The following is an 18,080-nucleotide window of genomic DNA, read 5'->3' on the forward strand; positions in this document are numbered from 1 at the left end:
AATTAAGCTCTTCTATTCTTAGGAAAAGGTACAATTTTATCCCTCAAGCTATCAATAAAATCAGACCATTCCTGCATCATCTTGGTTCGATACTCTAAATGTTGTGCATGATTGTATGCTTGAGAAACAGCATTACCAACGGTGTGAGCTAGTTGAATTTCAATCGCATCATGCATATAACCTTGCTCATGTAGAGTTGTAGAGGCAAGCCCACGAAATCCATGTCCTGTCATTTTACCTGTATAACCCATCGTACGAATGGCACTTAAAAGGGCATTGTTACTTAAGGGCTTTGCAGTACTGTGATTATAAAAAACAAATTGTTTATTACCTGTAAGGGGTTTTAGATCTTCGATGAGTACAATAGCTTGTCGAGATAAAGGAACAATATGGGGGAGAGCCATTTTCATTTTATAAGCTGGGATGCGCCATAACTTATTTTCAAAATCAATTTCATCCCATTCCATGTTTATGAGCTCAGCTGTCCTCACAAAAGTTAAAGTCATAAACTGTAATGCTGTCTTAACTAAGATATTGCCGTGATAGTGATCCATTCGTTCTAAGAAAGGCGGAAATTCAGAAATATCTAAGCGAGCCATATGTTTTACTTTACGGGGCTTTAGTGCTTCCTGAAGATGAGGAGTCGGGTCATTCTCGATCAGACCTTTACGTATTGCAAAACGGAAAATACGTCCTGCTAAAGGTATAGAGCGTTTCGCCATCTCTTGTGCACCGCGAGCTTCAATCTGTTTAGCACAAGCAAGGATATCTTTACCCTTAATCTGATCAATAGGCATATGCCCTAATGCTGGGAAAAGATCCTTTTCAAAAACAGATAAGTCTCGTAAATATGTCCCTTCTTTAATAACAGGCTTTCGATCTTCCATCCATTCCATAGCGAGGGATTTGAAAAGAGTACTTTCATCAGTTTGTTGTAAGCGCTCATTCTTTATGGCATTCGGATCAATACCATTGTAAAGCTGAATACGTGCTTCATCACGTGCACGGCGAGCTTGAGCAAGTGTGATTTCTGGATAGCTGCCAATAGTTAAAGTGCTTTCACGGCCATTAAACCGATATTTTAAACGCCAGAACTTTCCACCAGATGGAGTGACCTCAAGATATAATCCTTTTTCGTCTGAGTATCGCTTTTTTTTATCAAGGGCTTTTATTTTTCTAACTTGAGCATCAGTAAGCATTTTTAATAGTATCCGTGCAAATTGGGGGACGAAAAATAACTTAAAAAATTTGTCCCCCAATTATCCCCCACGATATGGGGGATTGCAATGGATGTGCTAGGATTTTATAAAATAATAAAAAAGGCTTAAACCTATGTAGTTTAAGCCTTTCAGTACCCCATTGGATACTACGGGAAGCTAATTTGGCGGTGAAAGAGGGATTCGAACCCTCGATACGCTATAAACGTATACACACTTTCCAGGCGTGCTCCTTCAGCCACTCGGACACTTCACCAAGGCGAGCGATAATAACCAAAAAAATCAATTCTGCCAAGTTGAAACAATTGATTTAGAGCAAAAGTTTTTTGGCAATGCTATGATTGCGAAAAAATAGTGTCTACTTTTAGAAGACGTTTTATGCAAAGTACTGCGAAAAAAGCGGCATTACCTGCCATTACCTTAGCTGCCCTCGGTGTTGTCTTTGGGGACATCGGAACCAGCCCCTTATATGCTTTAAGACAATGCTTTTTAACTGCACATCTTGCGATTTCAGAAGCCTCAGTTTTAGGAATATTATCACTGATCTTTTGGTGCATGATGCTCACCATTAGCTTTAAATATGTCACCATTATTATGCGTGCAGACAACAATGGTGAAGGTGGGATCATGTCTTTATTGGCATTAAACTTACGTTCCAACCGTATTGCAGACAATAAAAAAATTTACCTCATTGCGTTGGGCTTCATCGGTGCATCCCTATTTTTTGGTGATGGCATTATTACGCCTGCCATTTCGGTTTTGTCTGCGATCGAAGGTCTGAGTATTGCCACACCTGTTTTTAATAAATGGTTAATGCCACTTGCGATTGGGATTTTGACAGGCTTATTTTTGGTGCAGCGACATGGCACAGGCACGATGGGAAAATTCTTTGGTCCAATCACGCTCACCTGGTTTGTATCCATTGGGATTATTGGGATTTGGAGTATCAGCCAAACCCCATTTGTTCTCACCATGATGAGTCCGCATTGGGCGTTAAATTTTATTTTCCATCAGCCCTATGTGGCTTTTTTAACCATGGGAGCAGTAATTCTCACCATGACAGGTGGCGAGGCATTGTATGCAGACATGGGGCATTTTGGTCGATTGCCGATTAAATTGGCATGGTTTACCGTTGTTTTGCCTTCATTGTTACTGAATTACGCTGGACAAGGTGCATTATTGCTAAGAAATCCAGCAGCAATTGAAAACCCATTTTATTTATTGATTCCTGAATGGGCGTTGTACCCAATGATTGGTTTGGCAACAGCAGCAGCCGTTATTGCTTCTCAAGCTGTGATCACTGGGGTTTTTTCAATGGTGAATCAGGCGATTCAACTGCGCTATTTACCGCGTTTAACTGTACATCACACCTCAGATGTGGAACAGGGACAGATTTATTTGCCTTTTATTAATTGGATATTATTTATTTCTGTACTTATCCTGATTTTACTGTTTGAAAATAGTGCCAATCTTGCTAGTGCATACGGTGTCGCAGTTACTATGACCATGTTGTGCGGTACAATTTTAATCTCGGTTTTAGCCTATGGTTTATGGCGTTGGCCATTATGGAAAGTGCTTTTATTCGCTGTACCATTTCTATTGATTGATCTGGTTTTTGTTGCATCCACCTCTTTAAAAATAGCATCGGGTGGATGGGTACCAATTTTAATCGGTGCCATTGTTTATACTATTTTAATGACTTGGAAAGATGGTCGAGAAATTGTATACAGCAAATTAGAAAAAGATGCTTTGCCTTTAAGTTTGTTTATTAAAAGTGTCAGCTTGAGTAATGAAACCATTTATGTACCTGGACAAGCGATTTTCTTAACGGGAAATACCAATATCGTACCCCATGCAATGTTACATAATATTAAGCATAACAAGGTCTTACATGAGCGTAATATTATGGTGACGGTGATTACCCGTGATGTGCCTTATGTCACTAATCAAGAACGTATTCGAGTTGAAGTTTTAGATGATCGTTTTCAACAAGTTTTTGTTTATTATGGGTTTAAAGATCAGCCGAATATTCCAATAGCTTTGGAACAAGCTTATGGTCAATTACGAATTCCGTATGACATGATGCAGATTAGTTTCTTTATTTCTCGTGATCGTTTGATTCATACCATTGGAGATGGAATGGCACCATGGCGTGAAAAATTGTTTATTTCGATGCAGCGTAATACCAGCCCTGTGAGTGACTTCTACCAAATTCCACCAAACCGTGTGGTAGAAATGGGCAGCCAAATCGAGATTTAAATACGACTGCGTGTTTGAAAGAAATAAGTAGATAAAAAGCCAAGGCATTCCCCTTGGCTTTTTATGTAAGATCATCATCAATTTATTGTTAATTGACTGCTGGGTCTTGGAAAGGTATGCCCTGTACATTTGCAGCAGGATCAGCTGTTGGTGATTGAGCTTCTGGTGCAGCTTGCATAGGACTATCTTGCGGTGCTAATGCCTCTGGCGCTGCTTGTGCAGGAATATCTTGTGGCGCTAAAGCTTCTGGTGCAGCCAGTTGAGCTGGAATATCTTGCAGTGTTAATGCCTCTGGTGCAGCCGCGATTTGCTGATTTTCAGGTGTCAAAAATCTGACTTTAGATAAACTTTCGATGGTTTCACCAGGTTGTATCGGAGGTTCAGCAAATGCACTTACACTTGCCATAGAAAGACCCGTTAAAAAGCTTAAACCCAATAATTTTAAGCGCATATTCATTTCCTCTTTGTATGTAAAATACAATTCATCACGACATTTTATGTCGTTTAATCATGGATTTGACCTCTGCAAAATGTCATACTTCAAAAGCTGATTTCAACCAAAGATACTGAACAATACAGATTCTCTAGAGGAAGTCTTTTACAAAGACAACAAAACATTACTCTGCAAGAATATGTAATTTGAGTAATTGTAGAAGATTTATTCAATTGAAAACTAAGCACATTTCTTTCTTAAAATTAGCCTGATAAGCTGATTTATACTCATGTGATCGTGTCATGGCTCGTAAAAAACGTGGTAATCGTAGTACAAGTTTAGGAAAAGATTTTTTGAATAATTCAGTGGTAAAAGTTGTTTTAGGTTTAGTTGCTACAGGTAGTTTTGCAATTGCATTTGGTCAAGAGAAAATAACTCAATTTATTCCTTTTGTAGGTTCCAACTCATCTGAATGTTTAAAACAGTTTTATCGGGATGAGCCGCCATTTTTAGTTAAAGACAGTTTGCAGAAAAATAGTTATCCCTTGTGTTTTAATGGGTTTAACGTGATGTATTCAGGGGTTTCAAAAACCCCTTTATGGACAGCAGAGTATTTATCACCAGAGCGTTTAAGCCAAAAAATTAAACGTGAAGATAATTTTCACGAGGAAACGCGTGTCAGTCAAAGTCATCGCGCATTACTTTCTGACTACAAAGCTTCGGGCTATGATCGAGGACATATGTCACCAAACGCAGATATGCCAGACAAAGCCTCACAATATGACAGCTTTTCACTGGCGAATATGGTACCGCAGGCACCAAAAAATAATCAGCAAGTATGGCGTGAGTTAGAAGAAGCTACTCGTGCGATCGTCACCAAGCAGAAAAAAGATGTATATGTGGTGACAGGTCCGGTATTCTCAGGAAAAAAATTAAAAACCATTGGCAATGGTGTGATTGTTCCTACCGCAGTATATAAGGCAATATATTTACCCAAAGACGGTATTATAGGGGCGTACTATGCACCGAATGACAATAGTTTGAAGGTGAAGGTGGTGAGTGTATGTGCCTTAGAAGAACAGTTAGGCATAAATCTATTTCCTCAGTTAACTGAAGAGCAAAAACGCAATACATATAAATTACCGTTGACTGCAAATCAGGTCAAAGCCAGTAGCAAAATTGAATATTCTCACTGGGACGCTGAAAGTCAATGTGCGCCAAATGTGTCGAGAGATCAACTCAAAGCTTTACAGAAACAGTTCCAACCTCAGAAGAGTTCCACAACATCCTCTGTCGATTTACCTCAGGTTGATCAACAGACTCAGGATGCTTTAGTGAAACAATTAGTTGAGGCATTGCTACAATATTTATTACAAATTTTGAAATAATCTCACTCGTTAAAATGAGAAAAGTCCTTATACTTTTCTCATTAAATCAGATTAAAAAATAAGAGAAAAATATGTTTAAGGCATTTGAAAATGGTACAGAATCCCATTCTATCCACGATTTAACCTTGGAAAATGGCGAAGATCGTATCAATATTTATGGAAATTTACAGATCGGCAAAGACCGAGATGGTTTACAAGCTGCAAAAGTTTTACAAGCTTATCTAAATGATATTGTAAAAACCTTAGAACAAACCTCGGACTTGCCAGAGAAAGTCACTACACAAGTAGAAGGTGAAATTGAGAATCCATTTTTATAAGGTTGATCATTTAAGTTTAAGTATGATGACATAAAAATAAAAAACCTGCATCAGCAGGTTTTTTAATGAGGACGCGATACGAGTATTATTTCTGTTCTTCTCCACCTACGACTTTATAGATGACCGCACCAATCACTGCCCCGATAATTGGAGCAACCCAGAACAACCACAGTTGACCTAATGCTGCTGTTTCAGCAAAAAGTGCCACTGCAGTACTACGTGCTGGGTTCACCGACGTATTGGTTACTGGAATACTGATTAAATGAATGAGCGTAAGCGCTAAACCAATCGCAATGGGTGCAAAGCCTGCAGGTGCACGCTTGTCTGTAGAGCCCATGATCACGATTAAGAAAAATGCAGTCAGTACAATTTCAATGATCAAAGCAGAAACCATTGAGTATTTCCCAGGAGATAGCTCACCAAAACCGTTGGTTGCAAAACTCCCCACTCCCGTAAAACCCGCTTGACCTTGGACAATCATATAAAGAATGAACGCTGCCAAAGCCCCGCCGACTACTTGTGAAATGATATAAGGCACTAAGTCTTTCGCATCAAAACGATCACCCACACACAACCCCACACTGACTGCAGGGTTAAAATGTCCACCTGAAATATGCCCAAACGCATATGCACCAGTTAGTACTGTTAAACCAAATGCAAGTGCTACACCTGCAAAGCCAATTCCAAGCTCTGGATATGCAGCAGCTAACACAGCACTACCACATCCCCCAAAAACTAACCAAAATGTTCCGAGAAATTCTGCTAAATATTTATTCATGACCTATACCTTTTGTTCTTTAAATAATATTAAATATTATAAATTGTGATTTATATCACAATTTAGTGATTAAAATTGGTTTTTTTGCGTTTTTTAATTGACTATTGCGCCATTGGCGTGGCGTTAAACCTGACCAAAGTTTAAAGGCACGTTGAAAAGCACTTTGTTCTGAATAACTTAAAAGTATTGCAATTTCATGTAAGCTCAGATGAGGATCTTGCAAATATTGTTTAGCAAGTAACTGACGGATTTCCTGAACACGTTCTTGATAGGTAGTTTCTTGTTGTTGTAAATGTCGCTGCAATTGACGTACAGACATTTGTAGCTGTGTTGCAATGGTTTCAATTTGATAATTATTTTTTTGTAATCCTTTTAAAATACTGTGTTGTAAACGTTCATCAATTTGTGTGCTGTTTGGCAGTTTAGCTAACAGTTCTTGCGCCTGTTGCTGCATAATCTGCTGTAGGGTTGAATCTGGATTTTTACATGGGGCAGAAAAAAAATTTAAAGAAAATAATAATTCGACTTTCGCTTGTGAAAACTTAATAGGTGCGTTAAAAAAATCTTGATAAATTCGAATATTTTTAGGCGCTGGCTGAATGAAATTCACCCCTTCAATTTGGATATATTCGCGTTGAATATACAATCGTAAAAACTGTACCAAAATTGCTAATGCGATTTCATCCGTAATTTGGGTTGTCAGGTCTACAGGCAAAACCTCCCAACGGATAGACAATAGATCACCTTGAGCCTCTACTTTTAATGGACCGCCATCATAAATTAAACGATGAAAATCATAATAACGTGTAATCGCTTCGCCAAGGGTATCGCAGGATTGCGTAATGTAGGCAATTACACCTAAATGTTTAGGCTGAATATATTCAGCAATTTCTAAGCCAAGCGCGGAAGAATGGACTTGCGCGTTGATTTCATCTAATAGCTCACGCCAAACCTGAAATTCAAAACGCTCAAGATTTTGTACACGTTGCAGCTTATCTGAAATTTCCAAGTTTTTGGCTTGTGCATAGACATAAAGAAGCTGCCCTAAGCCACCATACACTGTTCCTGTATAGTCTTTAAGTTGTTGCATCGTTGTTGTTTTTCAAATCGTATTAATTTACTTAATATTTAAACACGGGGGGGTGGGTAGGACAAGACTGTACACAGAGCACACAACAAAAAAGTAAAAATTTGTCGCAATTTGTCAATTATGCCATTTTTTAGGTCAATATCTTTGTGTAGAACTCTTCTATATTAAGTATAAAGTTTGAGGAAGAACACATATGATAAAAGGTTTTGTTGTAGGCATTATTGTTGCCAATGGCTTTGAATGGGTTGCACACAAATATATTTTGCATGGCACACATCGTGTAGGACAAGCACGCTTTAGCCCAGTACCTAAAAGTATGCAGTCACACTGGGAACATCACCGTGAAGTTCGTAAAACTGAATTTCATGATCATGGTTATGTTGAAGGGGTGAAAAACTGGCGCACAAGAAATGAAATCATGTCTTTAGCAGTTGTCGCGGGTGCAGCAAGCTTAATTTTTTATCCTATTTCCAAAGGTATGGTGGTTGCTTCACTATACAGCGCTTGCAACTATTATTATATTCATCGTCGTGCGCATCTAGCGCCAGAATGGGCGAAAAAGAAAATTCCTTGGCACTATGACCATCATATGAATTCAAATCAAGATGCCAATTGGTGTGTGACTAAGCCTTGGTTTGATTATCTTTTAGGTACGCGTGTCGTGTCTTCGGCAGACTTAAAAGAACAAAATCCTTTAGGAGTTATTTTACCGAATAGCGCAGCAAAATGGTTGTCGCATCACGTTGAAAAAGTTTTTCCTGTCAAATGGGCTCGACCAAAACAACTGCCTCAGATTAGCGAAAATATTAAACTGTCCTAAACTCAACAAATGAGATGTTCTGTCGTGAATTGTCATAAAAATAAGTTTTTTTTGTCAATATTCTAGTTAATAATCAGTGTAAATTTCATCTTACCGAATAGATTTGAATATACGTAGTGCTGTAGTTTTACTTTTATCGGTTTTACAGGGAGTCGACAAGACTCCCTTTTTTTATCTCTTAAAATATAGAAGTTCACCGAGATATAACGATGGTCATTATATAAATGATGGAGTGAATAGCTAAAATAGACTTTTATATGGTTGAGTTTAGCATTAAAGATGATTTTTATGCACCCATAGTCAAGCCTTGTGAATGTGTATGCCGTACAGAATGAGATGAATGAAGCTTTAAAAGAGAGTCTTTAACCTTTAACTAATTTTTTATTTAAAAATATTTATTGTTTAACCAAAGAAAACTATATAAATATGGAGTTCATATAAAATTTCTATTCGCTGACTTGTTGCAGCGACCGCACCAATAATGTTGTAAAAATTAGAAAAACGATTAAAACTTGGGGAAAATAATGCGAAATCGAATCATTGCGGAATATCGGCAAACTTTTATTTTAATAATTATGACAACAGGTCTATTGTTGTTTATCGCTTTTTTAGGGTCATCAGAAACACTGGTCGTGGGAGTAAGTATGTTGAGCCTTATATTGGTCTAGCTATGAGGTTTTAAAGCAAAAACTATTTTATTACCACATGAACTGCATAAAGAGAGTTTGTTTGGTCGTGTATCTGTACCATTAAATGCTCGAACTGAATATTTTTTATAAGTTTGTACAAGGGAATATACAAGGTATACCCACAGGTCAACATACTTATATTACTGTGAAAAATGCTCATCAACAGATTAAAGCTAATAGTAATTTTAAAGGTATAGAGGACTTGAGAGAACATTTGATTCAAATCGAGTTGAAAAACTTACAATCACAAATTGAAAAATCCTTACAGGAAAAAAGTAGTCTAACTTTTGGCGTATTAAAAGTTTCAGCTTCAGGCGTTGCCTATAAAAATAAAATGCTCACTTATGCTGAAGTCGAAGATTTCGGGATTGAGAACGGCTTTTTTTATATACAGAAAAAGGTTGTGCGAGGTAATTCTTTTAAAATAGCAGTATCTGAGATTCCCAATATGACCACTTTTTTGCTTTGTTGGACTATTATATACAACAAAAAAGGGTAGCTTAATATTTAAACTGATCGCATTAAAAATGATCTATATTGTATCAACTTGGGTGAATAGATTAACAACTGAATAATGCTCTGTTATATTTGCCCATTGATCTTTAGATGAGAAATTTTGCTTGGCTACTCCTTTTTGGTATAACGCAGCGCTTGCGATCATCAAACCTTTGTATCAATGGCGCATTAAAAAGCGTGCAACAGATTTTGCAGCATATCAACAGGAATATCTTGAGCGATTTGGTCCTTTTCAAGCCGTAAAAAATACCCAAGCAATTTGGTTTCATTGTGTATCAGTGGGCGAAACCAACGCAGCACAACCCTTGATTGAGCATTATTTAAAACAAGGACATGCTGTTTTGGTCACCAATACCACCAAAACAGGTCAGGCACGTGCCAAGTCCTTATTTTTAAAACCACCTTTTGCGTCATTATTTCAGGCAGTTTATTTACCTGCGGATCAAAAATATTTAATCGTTGATTTTTATAAAAAATATCAACCGAAATTATTAATTTTAGTAGAAACAGAACTTTGGCCAAATTTGATTGATCAAGCCAAACAGTTTGCTGTGCCATGTTTACTCGTCAACGCTCGACTTTCGGAAAAGTCAGCCAAAGGCTATGGCAAAGTCTCAAATTTGACCCGTCCTATGTTGCAAAAATTAGATCGTGTATTGGCACAAGATGCAGCAACGGTACAGCGTTTTATTGTCTTAGGTTTATCTGAAAATGTTGCCAATGTCGTCGGCAGTATTAAATTTGATATTTCAGCACCTGATATTTTTATTGAAAAAGCACGGCAGTTACAGCAAGAGTGGAATTTAAATTCACGTAAAATTATCACCCTCGCCAGTACCCATGCACCAGAAGAACAAAAATTACTTACTGCTTTAAAGCCATATTTACAACAACGACCTGAATTAGTGTGTGTGGTCGTACCTCGTCATCCTGAACGTTTTGATGAAGTTTTTGCAGTTGCACAAAGCTTGGATTTAGTCACACAGCGCCGTAGTTTAAATGAAAAGATTCAAACCAATACACAAGTGTATTTGGGAGACAGTATGGGCGAGTTATGGCAATGGTATGCTTTAAGCCAAGCCTGTTTTGTCGGTGGTTCTTTGAATGAACCGGGTGGTGGGCATAATATTTTAGAGCCGATGGCGCTACATGTGCCGACTGTGATTGGTGCGAATTATTTTAATTTCCAAGTGATTGTCGATGAGTTTTTACAGGCAGATGCAGTCAAAGTTGCCGCGTCTGTTGAAGATGTCGTGGTATTGCTTTTGCGTTGTGTCGATGAACCCGAGTTTGCACAAGAGCTTACTCAACAGGCAGATTGTGTGTTGAATCAAAATAAAGGTTCTTTGCATAAGCATATTGCAGTGATTGATACCTATTTATGAATATCGTCCTATTAGACCCACGACAAACGCAGTCTGAAACATGGACAATCACCTCAAAAAGACAACTTGAGCATTTACATAACCATGTGGAGGTTCAGGTTGGAGATACTTTAAAAGTTGGTATTCGTGAAGGAAAACGTTATTTGACTGAGATTGTAAATGTTTCAGAAAATGCTATTGAAATTCAACAGATTGAACAACAAGGCGTTCCTGCCAAATTACCTGTAACTTTGATTGTGGCAATGCCTAGACCCAAAGTTTTGCGTCGTTTGATCATGGATGCTGTGACCTTAGGTGTAGAAAAAATTATTCTTTTACATAGTTATCGGGTGGATAAGAGTTATTGGCAAACACCATTTTTACAACAACTTGAGCATTATGTAACTTTAGGTTTAGAGCAAGCAGGCGATACCATAGCACCGCAAATTGAACAGCATAAACGCTTTAAACCTTTTGTGGAAGATATCTTACCGACATTGATAACTCAGGAAAAACCTGCTTTTGTGGCACATCCTTATGTCACAGCAAAAATGCCTTGTGCAATTAATCATGCCTGTACGATCATCATTGGACCTGAAGGTGGCTTTATTCCATATGAGATTGATTTACTTGTTAAAAATGGCTGCCAAGCTGTGAGCTTAGGCAGCCGTATTATCCGTACTGAAACGGTGATTGCTTATGCATTAGGGCGTTTGTTTGGCACGACCTGAATCATCATCTTGATCCGTTTCACCACGATAGACTTTGACTTCCTGAACAGGATAAGGAATTGAAATATTATGCTCAGCAAAAGAGCGAACGACTTCCTCTTGTACTTTGCTCACGGATGCAGAGGTCGTAGTTTCAGTGGTATTTACCCACCATTGTACTTTGAGATTTACAGAGAAATCTGCCAAAGCAGCCACGTTGACACTAAAGATAGGCTGGCTAAGAATGGTTTGATCATGATCCAAAATTTTCATGATAATGTTTTTGGCTTCTTGAACATTATCCTCATAGCCAATACCGACCACAAATTCACAGCGACGACGTGCATAGGCGGTATTCACAATAACCGCACTGGTATAAACCGTTGCATTTGGAATTACGATACGGCGACCATCGGGAGATTGTAAAAAAGTCGCACGAATCTGAATATCCTCAACAGTTCCTTCTAGATTATTGACCACAATGCTATCGCCAATTTTAAAGGGTTCGCCAAGCAAAATTAAAATACCTGATAACATGTTTTGGAAAATGTCTTTGAAGGCAAAACCAATCGCAACTGAACCAATTCCCAAAGCACTCATCAATTGACCAGGCGTAAAACCAGGAATAGCAATCACCATGGCGATCAGAAAACCAAAGAAAATGATAAAGGTACTACCAACACGGTTCAGCACTAATACTAAATTTTGTCGAGTATAAGAGCGATTTTCTAAAGTTTTACGCACAAATAATTTAAATACTTTGGAAAGTAACCAGAAAATGATCAGTACTACAAACGCAATGCAGAAATAAGGTACACGCTCCCAAAAACCATCCATAATTTTGTCGATGGTGGTATAGGCATCATTATACTTTGCCGTGTGTTTAATGACGGTTGCAGCAGTTTTTTCACCTGCATCGTGTAGCAGTTGCGTAGTATCTTGGGCGACTTCACTTAACTTGGTTGATTCTTCAGCCACTATAAAATCCAATAGAATAGAAGGTTAAATTATTCTGTCTGAAATTTTGACAAAATAAACTGTAACAAGGGAGAGGCTCACAATCAGTCGAATAACTGTTGTGTTTCGTTAAAAATACACTGTGCTTTGTTGAAGGATTTTACTTGAGTTTTTACGTTTCACCCATTCCAACAAAATAAGAAAAGCACAGTTGAGCAAAAAAACATAACAATTCGCAGGTACACACGAACAGCACTAAATTATAAGATCAAAAAAGTACCAGAGATATTGAAAATTCGGATGTTTTTGCAAATGACGCAGCAATTTCCGATGATTAAAGTGGATAGCCCATCTACGATCAAAGCACAATTGCTATGCAAAATATACTATCGTAATACTGAAAACATGCAGCAAATAAAACCAATAACGTAGGCATACATCCTGTGATGGGATGATAATATCAAGGAAGGACGTAGAATATGAAAGAGATCTATCCTGTACCAGAACAATTTGTAAAAACAGCAAGAACCAATGAACAGCAGTATTTTGAGCGTTATCAACAGTCTATTGATGATCCTGAAATGTTTTGGGCAGAAGCTGCAAAGAAACTGGATTGGATCAAACCATTTACCCAAGTCAAAAATACCAGTTATGATCGAGAGAATTTTAAAATTGAATGGTTTGCAGATGGGCAGCTTAATGTCAGTGCAAACTGTTTGGATCGACATTTAAAAGAACATCCATTAAAGCCTGCAATCATTTGGGAAGGCGATCATCCTTCACGTCATAAAATTATTTCTTTTGTTGAATTGCATGATGAAGTCTGTCGCTTTGCCAATGTCTTAAAAAAACATGGAGTAAAAAAAGGCGATCGTGTCGTACTCTATATGCCAATGGTACCTGAAACAACCATTGCAATGTTGGCATGTACGCGTATTGGTGCAGTGCATTGCGTGGTCTTTGGGGGGTTTTCACCCGACTCGTTGGCGAGCCGAATTGAAGACAGTCAGGCAAAATTAATTATTACAGCAGATTCAGGACTGCGTGGTGGCAAACCCATTCCGATCAAAGAAAATGTGAATGCAGCTTTGAATTTAAAAGGAACAGAATCGGTTGAAACTGTGCTTACTGTGTATCGCACAGGTGAACCCATCGAGATGAAAGAAGGGCGTGATTTGTGGTATCACATGGAAATCATGACCGTCACGGATGATTGCCCGCCTGAACCGATGAATGCTGAAGATCCGTTATTTATTCTTTATACTTCAGGTTCAACAGGTAAACCCAAAGGTGTATTACATACGACAGGGGGATATCTGACTTACGTGAATTGTACATTTCGTGAAATTTTTGATATTAAACAAGATGATGTTTTTTGGTGTACTGCTGATGTAGGCTGGATTACAGGGCATTCCTATGTGCTTTATGGACCACTTTCTAATGGAACAACCACTTTAATTTCAGAAGGGGTTCCACAGTATCCAACGTGGGCACGTACAGGGCATATCGTTGACAAACACCATGTCACGATTTTATATACTGCACCCACTGCCATCCGTGCCATGATGCGTGAGGGTGATGCATATATTCGTGAAAGTGATCGTAGTAGTTTACGTTTACTAGGGTCGGTAGGAGAGCCGATTAATCCTGAAGCGTGGAATTGGTATTATACTGTGGTGGGTGAAAGTCGTTGCCCAATTGTGGACACATGGTGGCAAACGGAAACAGGAGGGATTCTCATTTCACCTTTGCCGGGTGCAACTGCACTCAAACCGGGTTCGGCAACACGTCCATTCTTTGGGGTGCAACCTGCTTTGGTGGATGCTGATGGGGTTGAACTTGAAGGCGAAGCTGAAGGCAATTTAATTATTAAAGATTCTTGGCCAGGGCAAATGCGTACCATTTGGGGCGATCCTGAGCGTTTTATTGAGGCATATTTCTCTACTTATCCAGGGAGTTACTTTACAGGTGATGGTGCACGTCGTGACAAAGATGGTTATTATTGGATCACAGGACGGGTAGATGATGTTCTTAATGTTTCAGGGCATCGTTTGGGTACAGCAGAAATAGAAAGTGCTTTGGTTGCGCATGAATTGGTCGCAGAGTCTGCTGTGGTGGGTATGCCGCATGATATTAAAGGTCAAGGAATCGCAGCCTATGTGACTTTACAAGCTGATGCCAATGAAACCGATGAGTTGCGTAAAGAGTTGGTAAGTTGGGTACGTAGAGTTTTAGGACCTGTGGCAACACCTGATGCGATCTATTGGGCACCTGCATTGCCTAAAACCCGTTCAGGTAAAATCATGCGCCGTATTCTGCGTAAGATTGCAGCCAATGAGCTGGACAGTTTAGGCGATACTTCGACTTTGGCTGATCCAAGTGTGGTCGATCAATTAATCAAAGAAGTACAAGCACATCCATAGTTTTTACAGTTTTAATCTGTGTTGAATACCGTTAGAACATTTCTAGCGGTATTTTTTATGGCTTAATTTATATTTTTAGAAGGCGAACATAGCACAAGATTATGTCTATTTTTAGATTGATTTAATATGGATTCAATTTTTTGATCACATAACCATTCAAATAAGTTACCCATAAAACTACAAGATGTAACCTAAAAAATGGCAAATGTGTGTTTTTGTACTGATGTAATATTTTGTTTAAATTTTATTATTTTAAAATCATATAAAATCAGTTGGAATTTTATAATTTTATAGAAATATATGTAACTTTATAATTTTATTTAATTTTTATTTTTTACAGAGGTGAGTATTGAATTATAAAAATTAGTTGAATAAAAATATGCAAGTGTCTTTTTAAGTTGCCCTACAAAAAGCTCAAATTTTAACGGAAAAATAATATATTATTATAATTAAATGTTAATACTGAATTCCTTTTTATTTCAAATGATAGCGCTTCTGAGAATGAAGATTGAGGAATAAATGAAAGAGCAAGCTTTATTAGAACGAATTTTTCCGAGTAAAAAAAATGAAGTCAAACGAGCGATACTTTATGATGCCTTAAAATGTTTTACTCAATTTGGTGCAGATAGCACCACGATTGAAATGATCAAACAACAGTCGAATATGAGTATTGGTTCGATTTATCACCATTTTAAAAATAAAGAAGGAATTTTAGCTGCATTATTTTTTGCAGCGATTGATGATCTCAATCATGTGCGAGAACAGCAACTAATTCAATCCCATAACTCCAAGGAAAGTGTGATTGCGGTGATTTTTAGTTATATTGATTGGATTGATGACCATCCACATTTTGCTGAAATTATGTTGACACGTGAATTAGATATTATGCACAGTGAACATGCTGAAAGCTTTAAAAAAAGAAAAAGTATGTATAGAAAAAGACTGATTAATTGGTTTTCTATTCCTCAAAATATACAAGATGTGCAACATATCCCCAAAGAGTTGATTCCTTCTCTAGTTTTGGGGGTGACTGAACATTATGCAAAATCATGGTTACTCGGACAGACGAAATCCCCACCTGAGCATTTAAAAGAAGAGTTGGCGCTAATGACTTGGGGGCTATTGGAATCTTATCAGTTTTAAATTAATATACAAAATCATGTGAAATATTGTGTAATAATTATTGTTAAAATATTATTCTAATCCTGTTTCTCAACTTATATTATTTTTGTATTAATTATTTGTTTTAATTTGATAATTATATTTTTGCTTAAACGTATTTTATTGATATTCATATTAATAATAAAATTTAAAAATTCAATCTTATACATTTTTTATCTTATTTTATTGTTAAATAATGTACATTGATTTGAAATGATTCACAAAAGTACAAAATAATACAATATAGATAACATATTTTTTTACCTAACTACGGGTGATTTTATGAAAAAGACTCATGTATTGGCTTCTGGATTGTTGGTTGCTTCTTCATTACTTGCAGCGCCTGCTATGGCAGCGATTACAGGACAAGTAGATGTAAAGTTAAAAATTTCTGCGGGTTGTACTGTAGAAAATGCTGAAGTCGAAGGTAACATGAACAAATTTGGTGTGCTTGATTTCGGTCAATCTTCATCAACTTGGGCAAACGTATTAACCGCTGAGGTCGCATCTGCGGGCGATGGTGGTGACTTAACTGTTGTGTGTGATGAGAGTGTTGGACAATTTAACGTTAGCGTAAATGGTGGTGAACGTAGTAATCGTACATTATCCAATGCGACTGATACCGTTAACTATAATGTGTATCAAGATGCCGGACGTACTCAACTTTACGCAATTGATCAAAATGTACCTTTTACTGTAGGTACGGGCAATACGCCAGTAAAAGTCCCAATGTTTGGTGCAGTACCTGCAAATGCTACTGCAGTTTCAGAAGGGGATTATAAAGATACTTTACTTGTAACAGTTTCTTTCTAATTTCAAAAAGGTAAGGAGTTGGGTATGTTTAAAAGCATGAAACTCAAAACCCTCTGCTTGAGTGGATGTGTTTTTTTAAATACCCAATTTGTGTATGCAGGTTCTGGAAGTGTGAGCTTAAAAAGTGAAATTACTTTAGAGCCTGCGTGCTTGATTAACCAAAAGAACGCTTTGCAAGGTGAGCATATTCCTCAATTAGGATTATTAGATTTTGGTGAACAAGGTTCAGCTTTTACCCATGCATCAGCGATTTTAAGTAATGAATTTAATAATGCGATCTCTATTTTATGTCCTGAAGGTAGCCATGTAAAAGTCGTGTTTAATGCAGGATTAAATGCAACACAAGTTCCTCCTCAGTTTGCAGCTGAATACCAACGTGCCATGGCGAATGGCGCTGGAGAATATATTGCATATCAGATTTATGAAAATAATAAAGCTGGAAAGGTGCTTACACCCGAAGCATCCCTCGACTTTTTAGGGGGAGATGAATATGTTTTTCGTATTTATGCGGAAGCTGTAAATCTACAGTCGCTTTCCAAAGGTGAATATAGCGACCAAATTACGATTAGTGTGAATTTTTAACGACTAGTTTTTAATAGTAGGGTAGATGTCTATGTTTAAACAGCTATTAAAAATGACAACGCCTATTTTTTTATTATTTTATTCAATGGCATGTGTTGCTGAACCATCAGCCACGATTGAGGTCAGTGCACAAATTGAGGCGGGTTGTGTTTTTCAACAATCACCCATAGGGCTGAATTTTGGGATACATGCGTCAACTGCTCAAGAAAGCACAGTAACAGCAAATATAAGTAATACACAGCAAACGTGGAAAATTGAGTGTACGCCGAATACACCCGTCAATATCACTTTTGGAAATGGAAAAAGTGTAAATACCCAGACACAAAACCGACGACTTAAGCATAACTCTGCTGAGCATTATCTGGATTATATGTTGTACCAAGATGCTAATTTAAGCCAGCCCATAGGCACTACCAGCGATAATACTTTAACCAAGCAAAGCACAACACAAAACTATTTACTCGACTTTCAAATTTATGGTGTGGTGGATTTAAGTCAAGGGGCAGTGAATAAAATGCCTGGTCAATATACAGATGACGTTTTAATTACGATTACATGGTGAG

17 protein-coding genes and 1 tRNA gene are annotated in these 18,080 nt (G+C 37.6%); 12 read left to right on the forward strand and 6 right to left on the reverse strand.

Features of this window, described 5'->3' with window-relative positions; genetic code table 11:
• Positions 1-2 precede the first annotated feature (2 nt).
• Complete coding sequence (locus tag DJ533_RS03340; RefSeq protein WP_058644667.1) at positions 3-1,199, reverse strand: tyrosine-type recombinase/integrase; 1,197 nt, start codon at positions 1,197-1,199, stop codon at positions 3-5.
• Between the two features lie 183 nt (positions 1,200-1,382).
• A tRNA-Ser gene (locus DJ533_RS03345) sits at positions 1,383-1,473 on the reverse strand.
• 122 nt (positions 1,474-1,595) lie between these two features.
• On the opposite strand from DJ533_RS03345, the gene DJ533_RS03350 reads away from it, so the two are divergent.
• On the forward strand, positions 1,596-3,476 hold the full coding sequence (locus tag DJ533_RS03350; protein ID WP_065993214.1) for a potassium transporter Kup: 1,881 nt from the start codon (positions 1,596-1,598) through the stop codon (positions 3,474-3,476).
• An 88-nt stretch (positions 3,477-3,564) separates the two neighbouring features.
• On the opposite strand, the gene DJ533_RS03355 is transcribed toward DJ533_RS03350, so the two are convergent.
• Positions 3,565-3,927 (reverse strand): hypothetical protein, encoded by a 363-nt coding sequence (locus DJ533_RS03355; protein WP_065993215.1) that lies wholly within the window; start codon positions 3,925-3,927, stop codon positions 3,565-3,567.
• A gap of 284 nt (positions 3,928-4,211) precedes the next feature.
• Between DJ533_RS03355 and DJ533_RS03360 the strand changes: the two genes are divergently transcribed.
• Together DJ533_RS03360 and DJ533_RS03365 are read left to right on the forward strand one after the other, a co-directional pair.
• Positions 4,212-5,297 carry a DNA/RNA non-specific endonuclease gene (locus DJ533_RS03360; RefSeq protein ID WP_065993216.1) on the forward strand — a complete coding sequence of 362 codons (1,086 nt, stop codon included), beginning with the start codon at positions 4,212-4,214 and terminating at the stop codon, positions 5,295-5,297.
• 71 nt (positions 5,298-5,368) lie between these two features.
• Positions 5,369-5,614: a hypothetical protein gene (locus DJ533_RS03365; protein ID WP_065993218.1), complete on the forward strand. Its 246-nt coding sequence runs from the start codon at positions 5,369-5,371 to the stop codon at positions 5,612-5,614.
• Between the two features lie 85 nt (positions 5,615-5,699).
• Here the strand turns inward: DJ533_RS03365 and aqpZ are convergent, their stop codons facing one another.
• Both aqpZ and DJ533_RS03375 read right to left on the reverse strand, forming a co-directional pair.
• A complete protein-coding gene (aqpZ, locus tag DJ533_RS03370) occupies positions 5,700-6,392 on the reverse strand; it encodes an aquaporin Z (RefSeq protein WP_065993220.1) in 693 nt (230 codons plus the stop codon).
• A gap of 55 nt (positions 6,393-6,447) precedes the next feature.
• Complete coding sequence (locus tag DJ533_RS03375) at positions 6,448-7,482, reverse strand: AraC family transcriptional regulator (RefSeq protein WP_065993222.1); 1,035 nt, start codon at positions 7,480-7,482, stop codon at positions 6,448-6,450.
• A gap of 193 nt (positions 7,483-7,675) precedes the next feature.
• Between DJ533_RS03375 and DJ533_RS03380 the strand changes: the two genes are divergently transcribed.
• The 4 genes from DJ533_RS03380 (at position 7,676) to DJ533_RS03395 (ending at position 11,602) form a co-directional block, all read left to right on the forward strand.
• Positions 7,676-8,302: a sterol desaturase family protein gene (locus tag DJ533_RS03380; RefSeq protein WP_065993224.1), complete on the forward strand. Its 627-nt coding sequence runs from the start codon at positions 7,676-7,678 to the stop codon at positions 8,300-8,302.
• A 753-nt stretch (positions 8,303-9,055) separates the two neighbouring features.
• Positions 9,056-9,490, forward strand: coding sequence for a DUF6585 family protein (locus DJ533_RS03385; RefSeq protein ID WP_065993225.1), 435 nt, complete (start codon positions 9,056-9,058; stop codon positions 9,488-9,490).
• A 121-nt stretch (positions 9,491-9,611) separates the two neighbouring features.
• Positions 9,612-10,892 carry a 3-deoxy-D-manno-octulosonic acid transferase gene (locus tag DJ533_RS03390; protein WP_065993227.1) on the forward strand — a complete coding sequence of 427 codons (1,281 nt, stop codon included), beginning with the start codon at positions 9,612-9,614 and terminating at the stop codon, positions 10,890-10,892.
• A complete protein-coding gene (locus DJ533_RS03395) occupies positions 10,889-11,602 on the forward strand; it encodes a 16S rRNA (uracil(1498)-N(3))-methyltransferase (protein ID WP_065993228.1) in 714 nt (237 codons plus the stop codon). The genes DJ533_RS03390 and DJ533_RS03395 overlap by 4 nt, the downstream gene beginning before the upstream one ends.
• Here DJ533_RS03395 and DJ533_RS03400 read toward each other — a convergent pair.
• Entirely contained in the window at positions 11,576-12,559 is a 984-nt protein-coding gene (locus tag DJ533_RS03400; RefSeq protein WP_065993229.1) for a mechanosensitive ion channel family protein, read from the reverse strand. The two genes, DJ533_RS03395 and DJ533_RS03400, sit on opposite strands and share 27 nt — an antisense overlap.
• A 458-nt stretch (positions 12,560-13,017) precedes the next feature.
• Here DJ533_RS03400 and acs point away from each other — a divergent pair, with 458 nt between their 5' ends.
• The 5 genes from acs (at position 13,018) to DJ533_RS03425 (ending at position 18,079) form a co-directional block, all read left to right on the forward strand.
• Complete coding sequence (gene acs, locus DJ533_RS03405) at positions 13,018-14,961, forward strand: acetate--CoA ligase (protein ID WP_065993230.1); 1,944 nt, start codon at positions 13,018-13,020, stop codon at positions 14,959-14,961.
• A gap of 519 nt (positions 14,962-15,480) precedes the next feature.
• Entirely contained in the window at positions 15,481-16,104 is a 624-nt protein-coding gene (locus tag DJ533_RS03410) for a TetR/AcrR family transcriptional regulator (RefSeq protein WP_065993231.1), read from the forward strand.
• Positions 16,105-16,404: 300 nt separating this feature from the next.
• The gene (locus tag DJ533_RS03415; RefSeq protein ID WP_065993232.1) at positions 16,405-16,935 is read left to right on the forward strand and encodes a Csu type fimbrial protein; all 531 of its coding nucleotides are present in this window, start codon (positions 16,405-16,407) and stop codon (positions 16,933-16,935) included.
• 24 nt (positions 16,936-16,959) lie between these two features.
• A complete protein-coding gene (locus DJ533_RS03420) occupies positions 16,960-17,517 on the forward strand; it encodes a spore coat protein U domain-containing protein (protein WP_065993233.1) in 558 nt (185 codons plus the stop codon).
• 31 nt (positions 17,518-17,548) lie between these two features.
• Positions 17,549-18,079 (forward strand): Csu type fimbrial protein, encoded by a 531-nt coding sequence (locus tag DJ533_RS03425; RefSeq protein ID WP_065993235.1) that lies wholly within the window; start codon positions 17,549-17,551, stop codon positions 18,077-18,079.
• Position 18,080 lies beyond the last annotated feature (1 nt).

This window comes from Acinetobacter defluvii (assembly GCF_001704615.3).
Taxonomy (GTDB): Bacteria; Pseudomonadota; Gammaproteobacteria; order Pseudomonadales; family Moraxellaceae; genus Acinetobacter; species Acinetobacter defluvii.

What these genes read in the sequence shown, in the direction of transcription:
- DJ533_RS03340 (WP_058644667.1), bottom strand. Translation starts at nt 1,199, where the DNA reads ATGCTTACTGATGCTCAAGTTAGAAAAATAAAAGCCCTTGATAAAAAA.
- DJ533_RS03350 (WP_065993214.1), top strand. Translation starts at nt 1,596, where the DNA reads ATGCAAAGTACTGCGAAAAAAGCGGCATTACCTGCCATTACCTTAGCT.
- DJ533_RS03355 (WP_065993215.1), bottom strand. Translation starts at nt 3,927, where the DNA reads ATGCGCTTAAAATTATTGGGTTTAAGCTTTTTAACGGGTCTTTCTATG.
- DJ533_RS03360 (WP_065993216.1), top strand. Translation starts at nt 4,212, where the DNA reads ATGGCTCGTAAAAAACGTGGTAATCGTAGTACAAGTTTAGGAAAAGAT.
- DJ533_RS03365 (WP_065993218.1), top strand. Translation starts at nt 5,369, where the DNA reads ATGTTTAAGGCATTTGAAAATGGTACAGAATCCCATTCTATCCACGAT.
- aqpZ (WP_065993220.1), bottom strand. Translation starts at nt 6,392, where the DNA reads ATGAATAAATATTTAGCAGAATTTCTCGGAACATTTTGGTTAGTTTTT.
- DJ533_RS03375 (WP_065993222.1), bottom strand. Translation starts at nt 7,482, where the DNA reads ATGCAACAACTTAAAGACTATACAGGAACAGTGTATGGTGGCTTAGGG.
- DJ533_RS03380 (WP_065993224.1), top strand. Translation starts at nt 7,676, where the DNA reads ATGATAAAAGGTTTTGTTGTAGGCATTATTGTTGCCAATGGCTTTGAA.
- DJ533_RS03385 (WP_065993225.1), top strand. Translation starts at nt 9,056, where the DNA reads ATGCTCGAACTGAATATTTTTTATAAGTTTGTACAAGGGAATATACAA.
- DJ533_RS03395 (WP_065993228.1), top strand. Translation starts at nt 10,889, where the DNA reads ATGAATATCGTCCTATTAGACCCACGACAAACGCAGTCTGAAACATGG.
- acs (WP_065993230.1), top strand. Translation starts at nt 13,018, where the DNA reads ATGAAAGAGATCTATCCTGTACCAGAACAATTTGTAAAAACAGCAAGA.
- DJ533_RS03410 (WP_065993231.1), top strand. Translation starts at nt 15,481, where the DNA reads ATGAAAGAGCAAGCTTTATTAGAACGAATTTTTCCGAGTAAAAAAAAT.
- DJ533_RS03415 (WP_065993232.1), top strand. Translation starts at nt 16,405, where the DNA reads ATGAAAAAGACTCATGTATTGGCTTCTGGATTGTTGGTTGCTTCTTCA.
- DJ533_RS03420 (WP_065993233.1), top strand. Translation starts at nt 16,960, where the DNA reads ATGTTTAAAAGCATGAAACTCAAAACCCTCTGCTTGAGTGGATGTGTT.
- DJ533_RS03425 (WP_065993235.1), top strand. Translation starts at nt 17,549, where the DNA reads ATGTTTAAACAGCTATTAAAAATGACAACGCCTATTTTTTTATTATTT.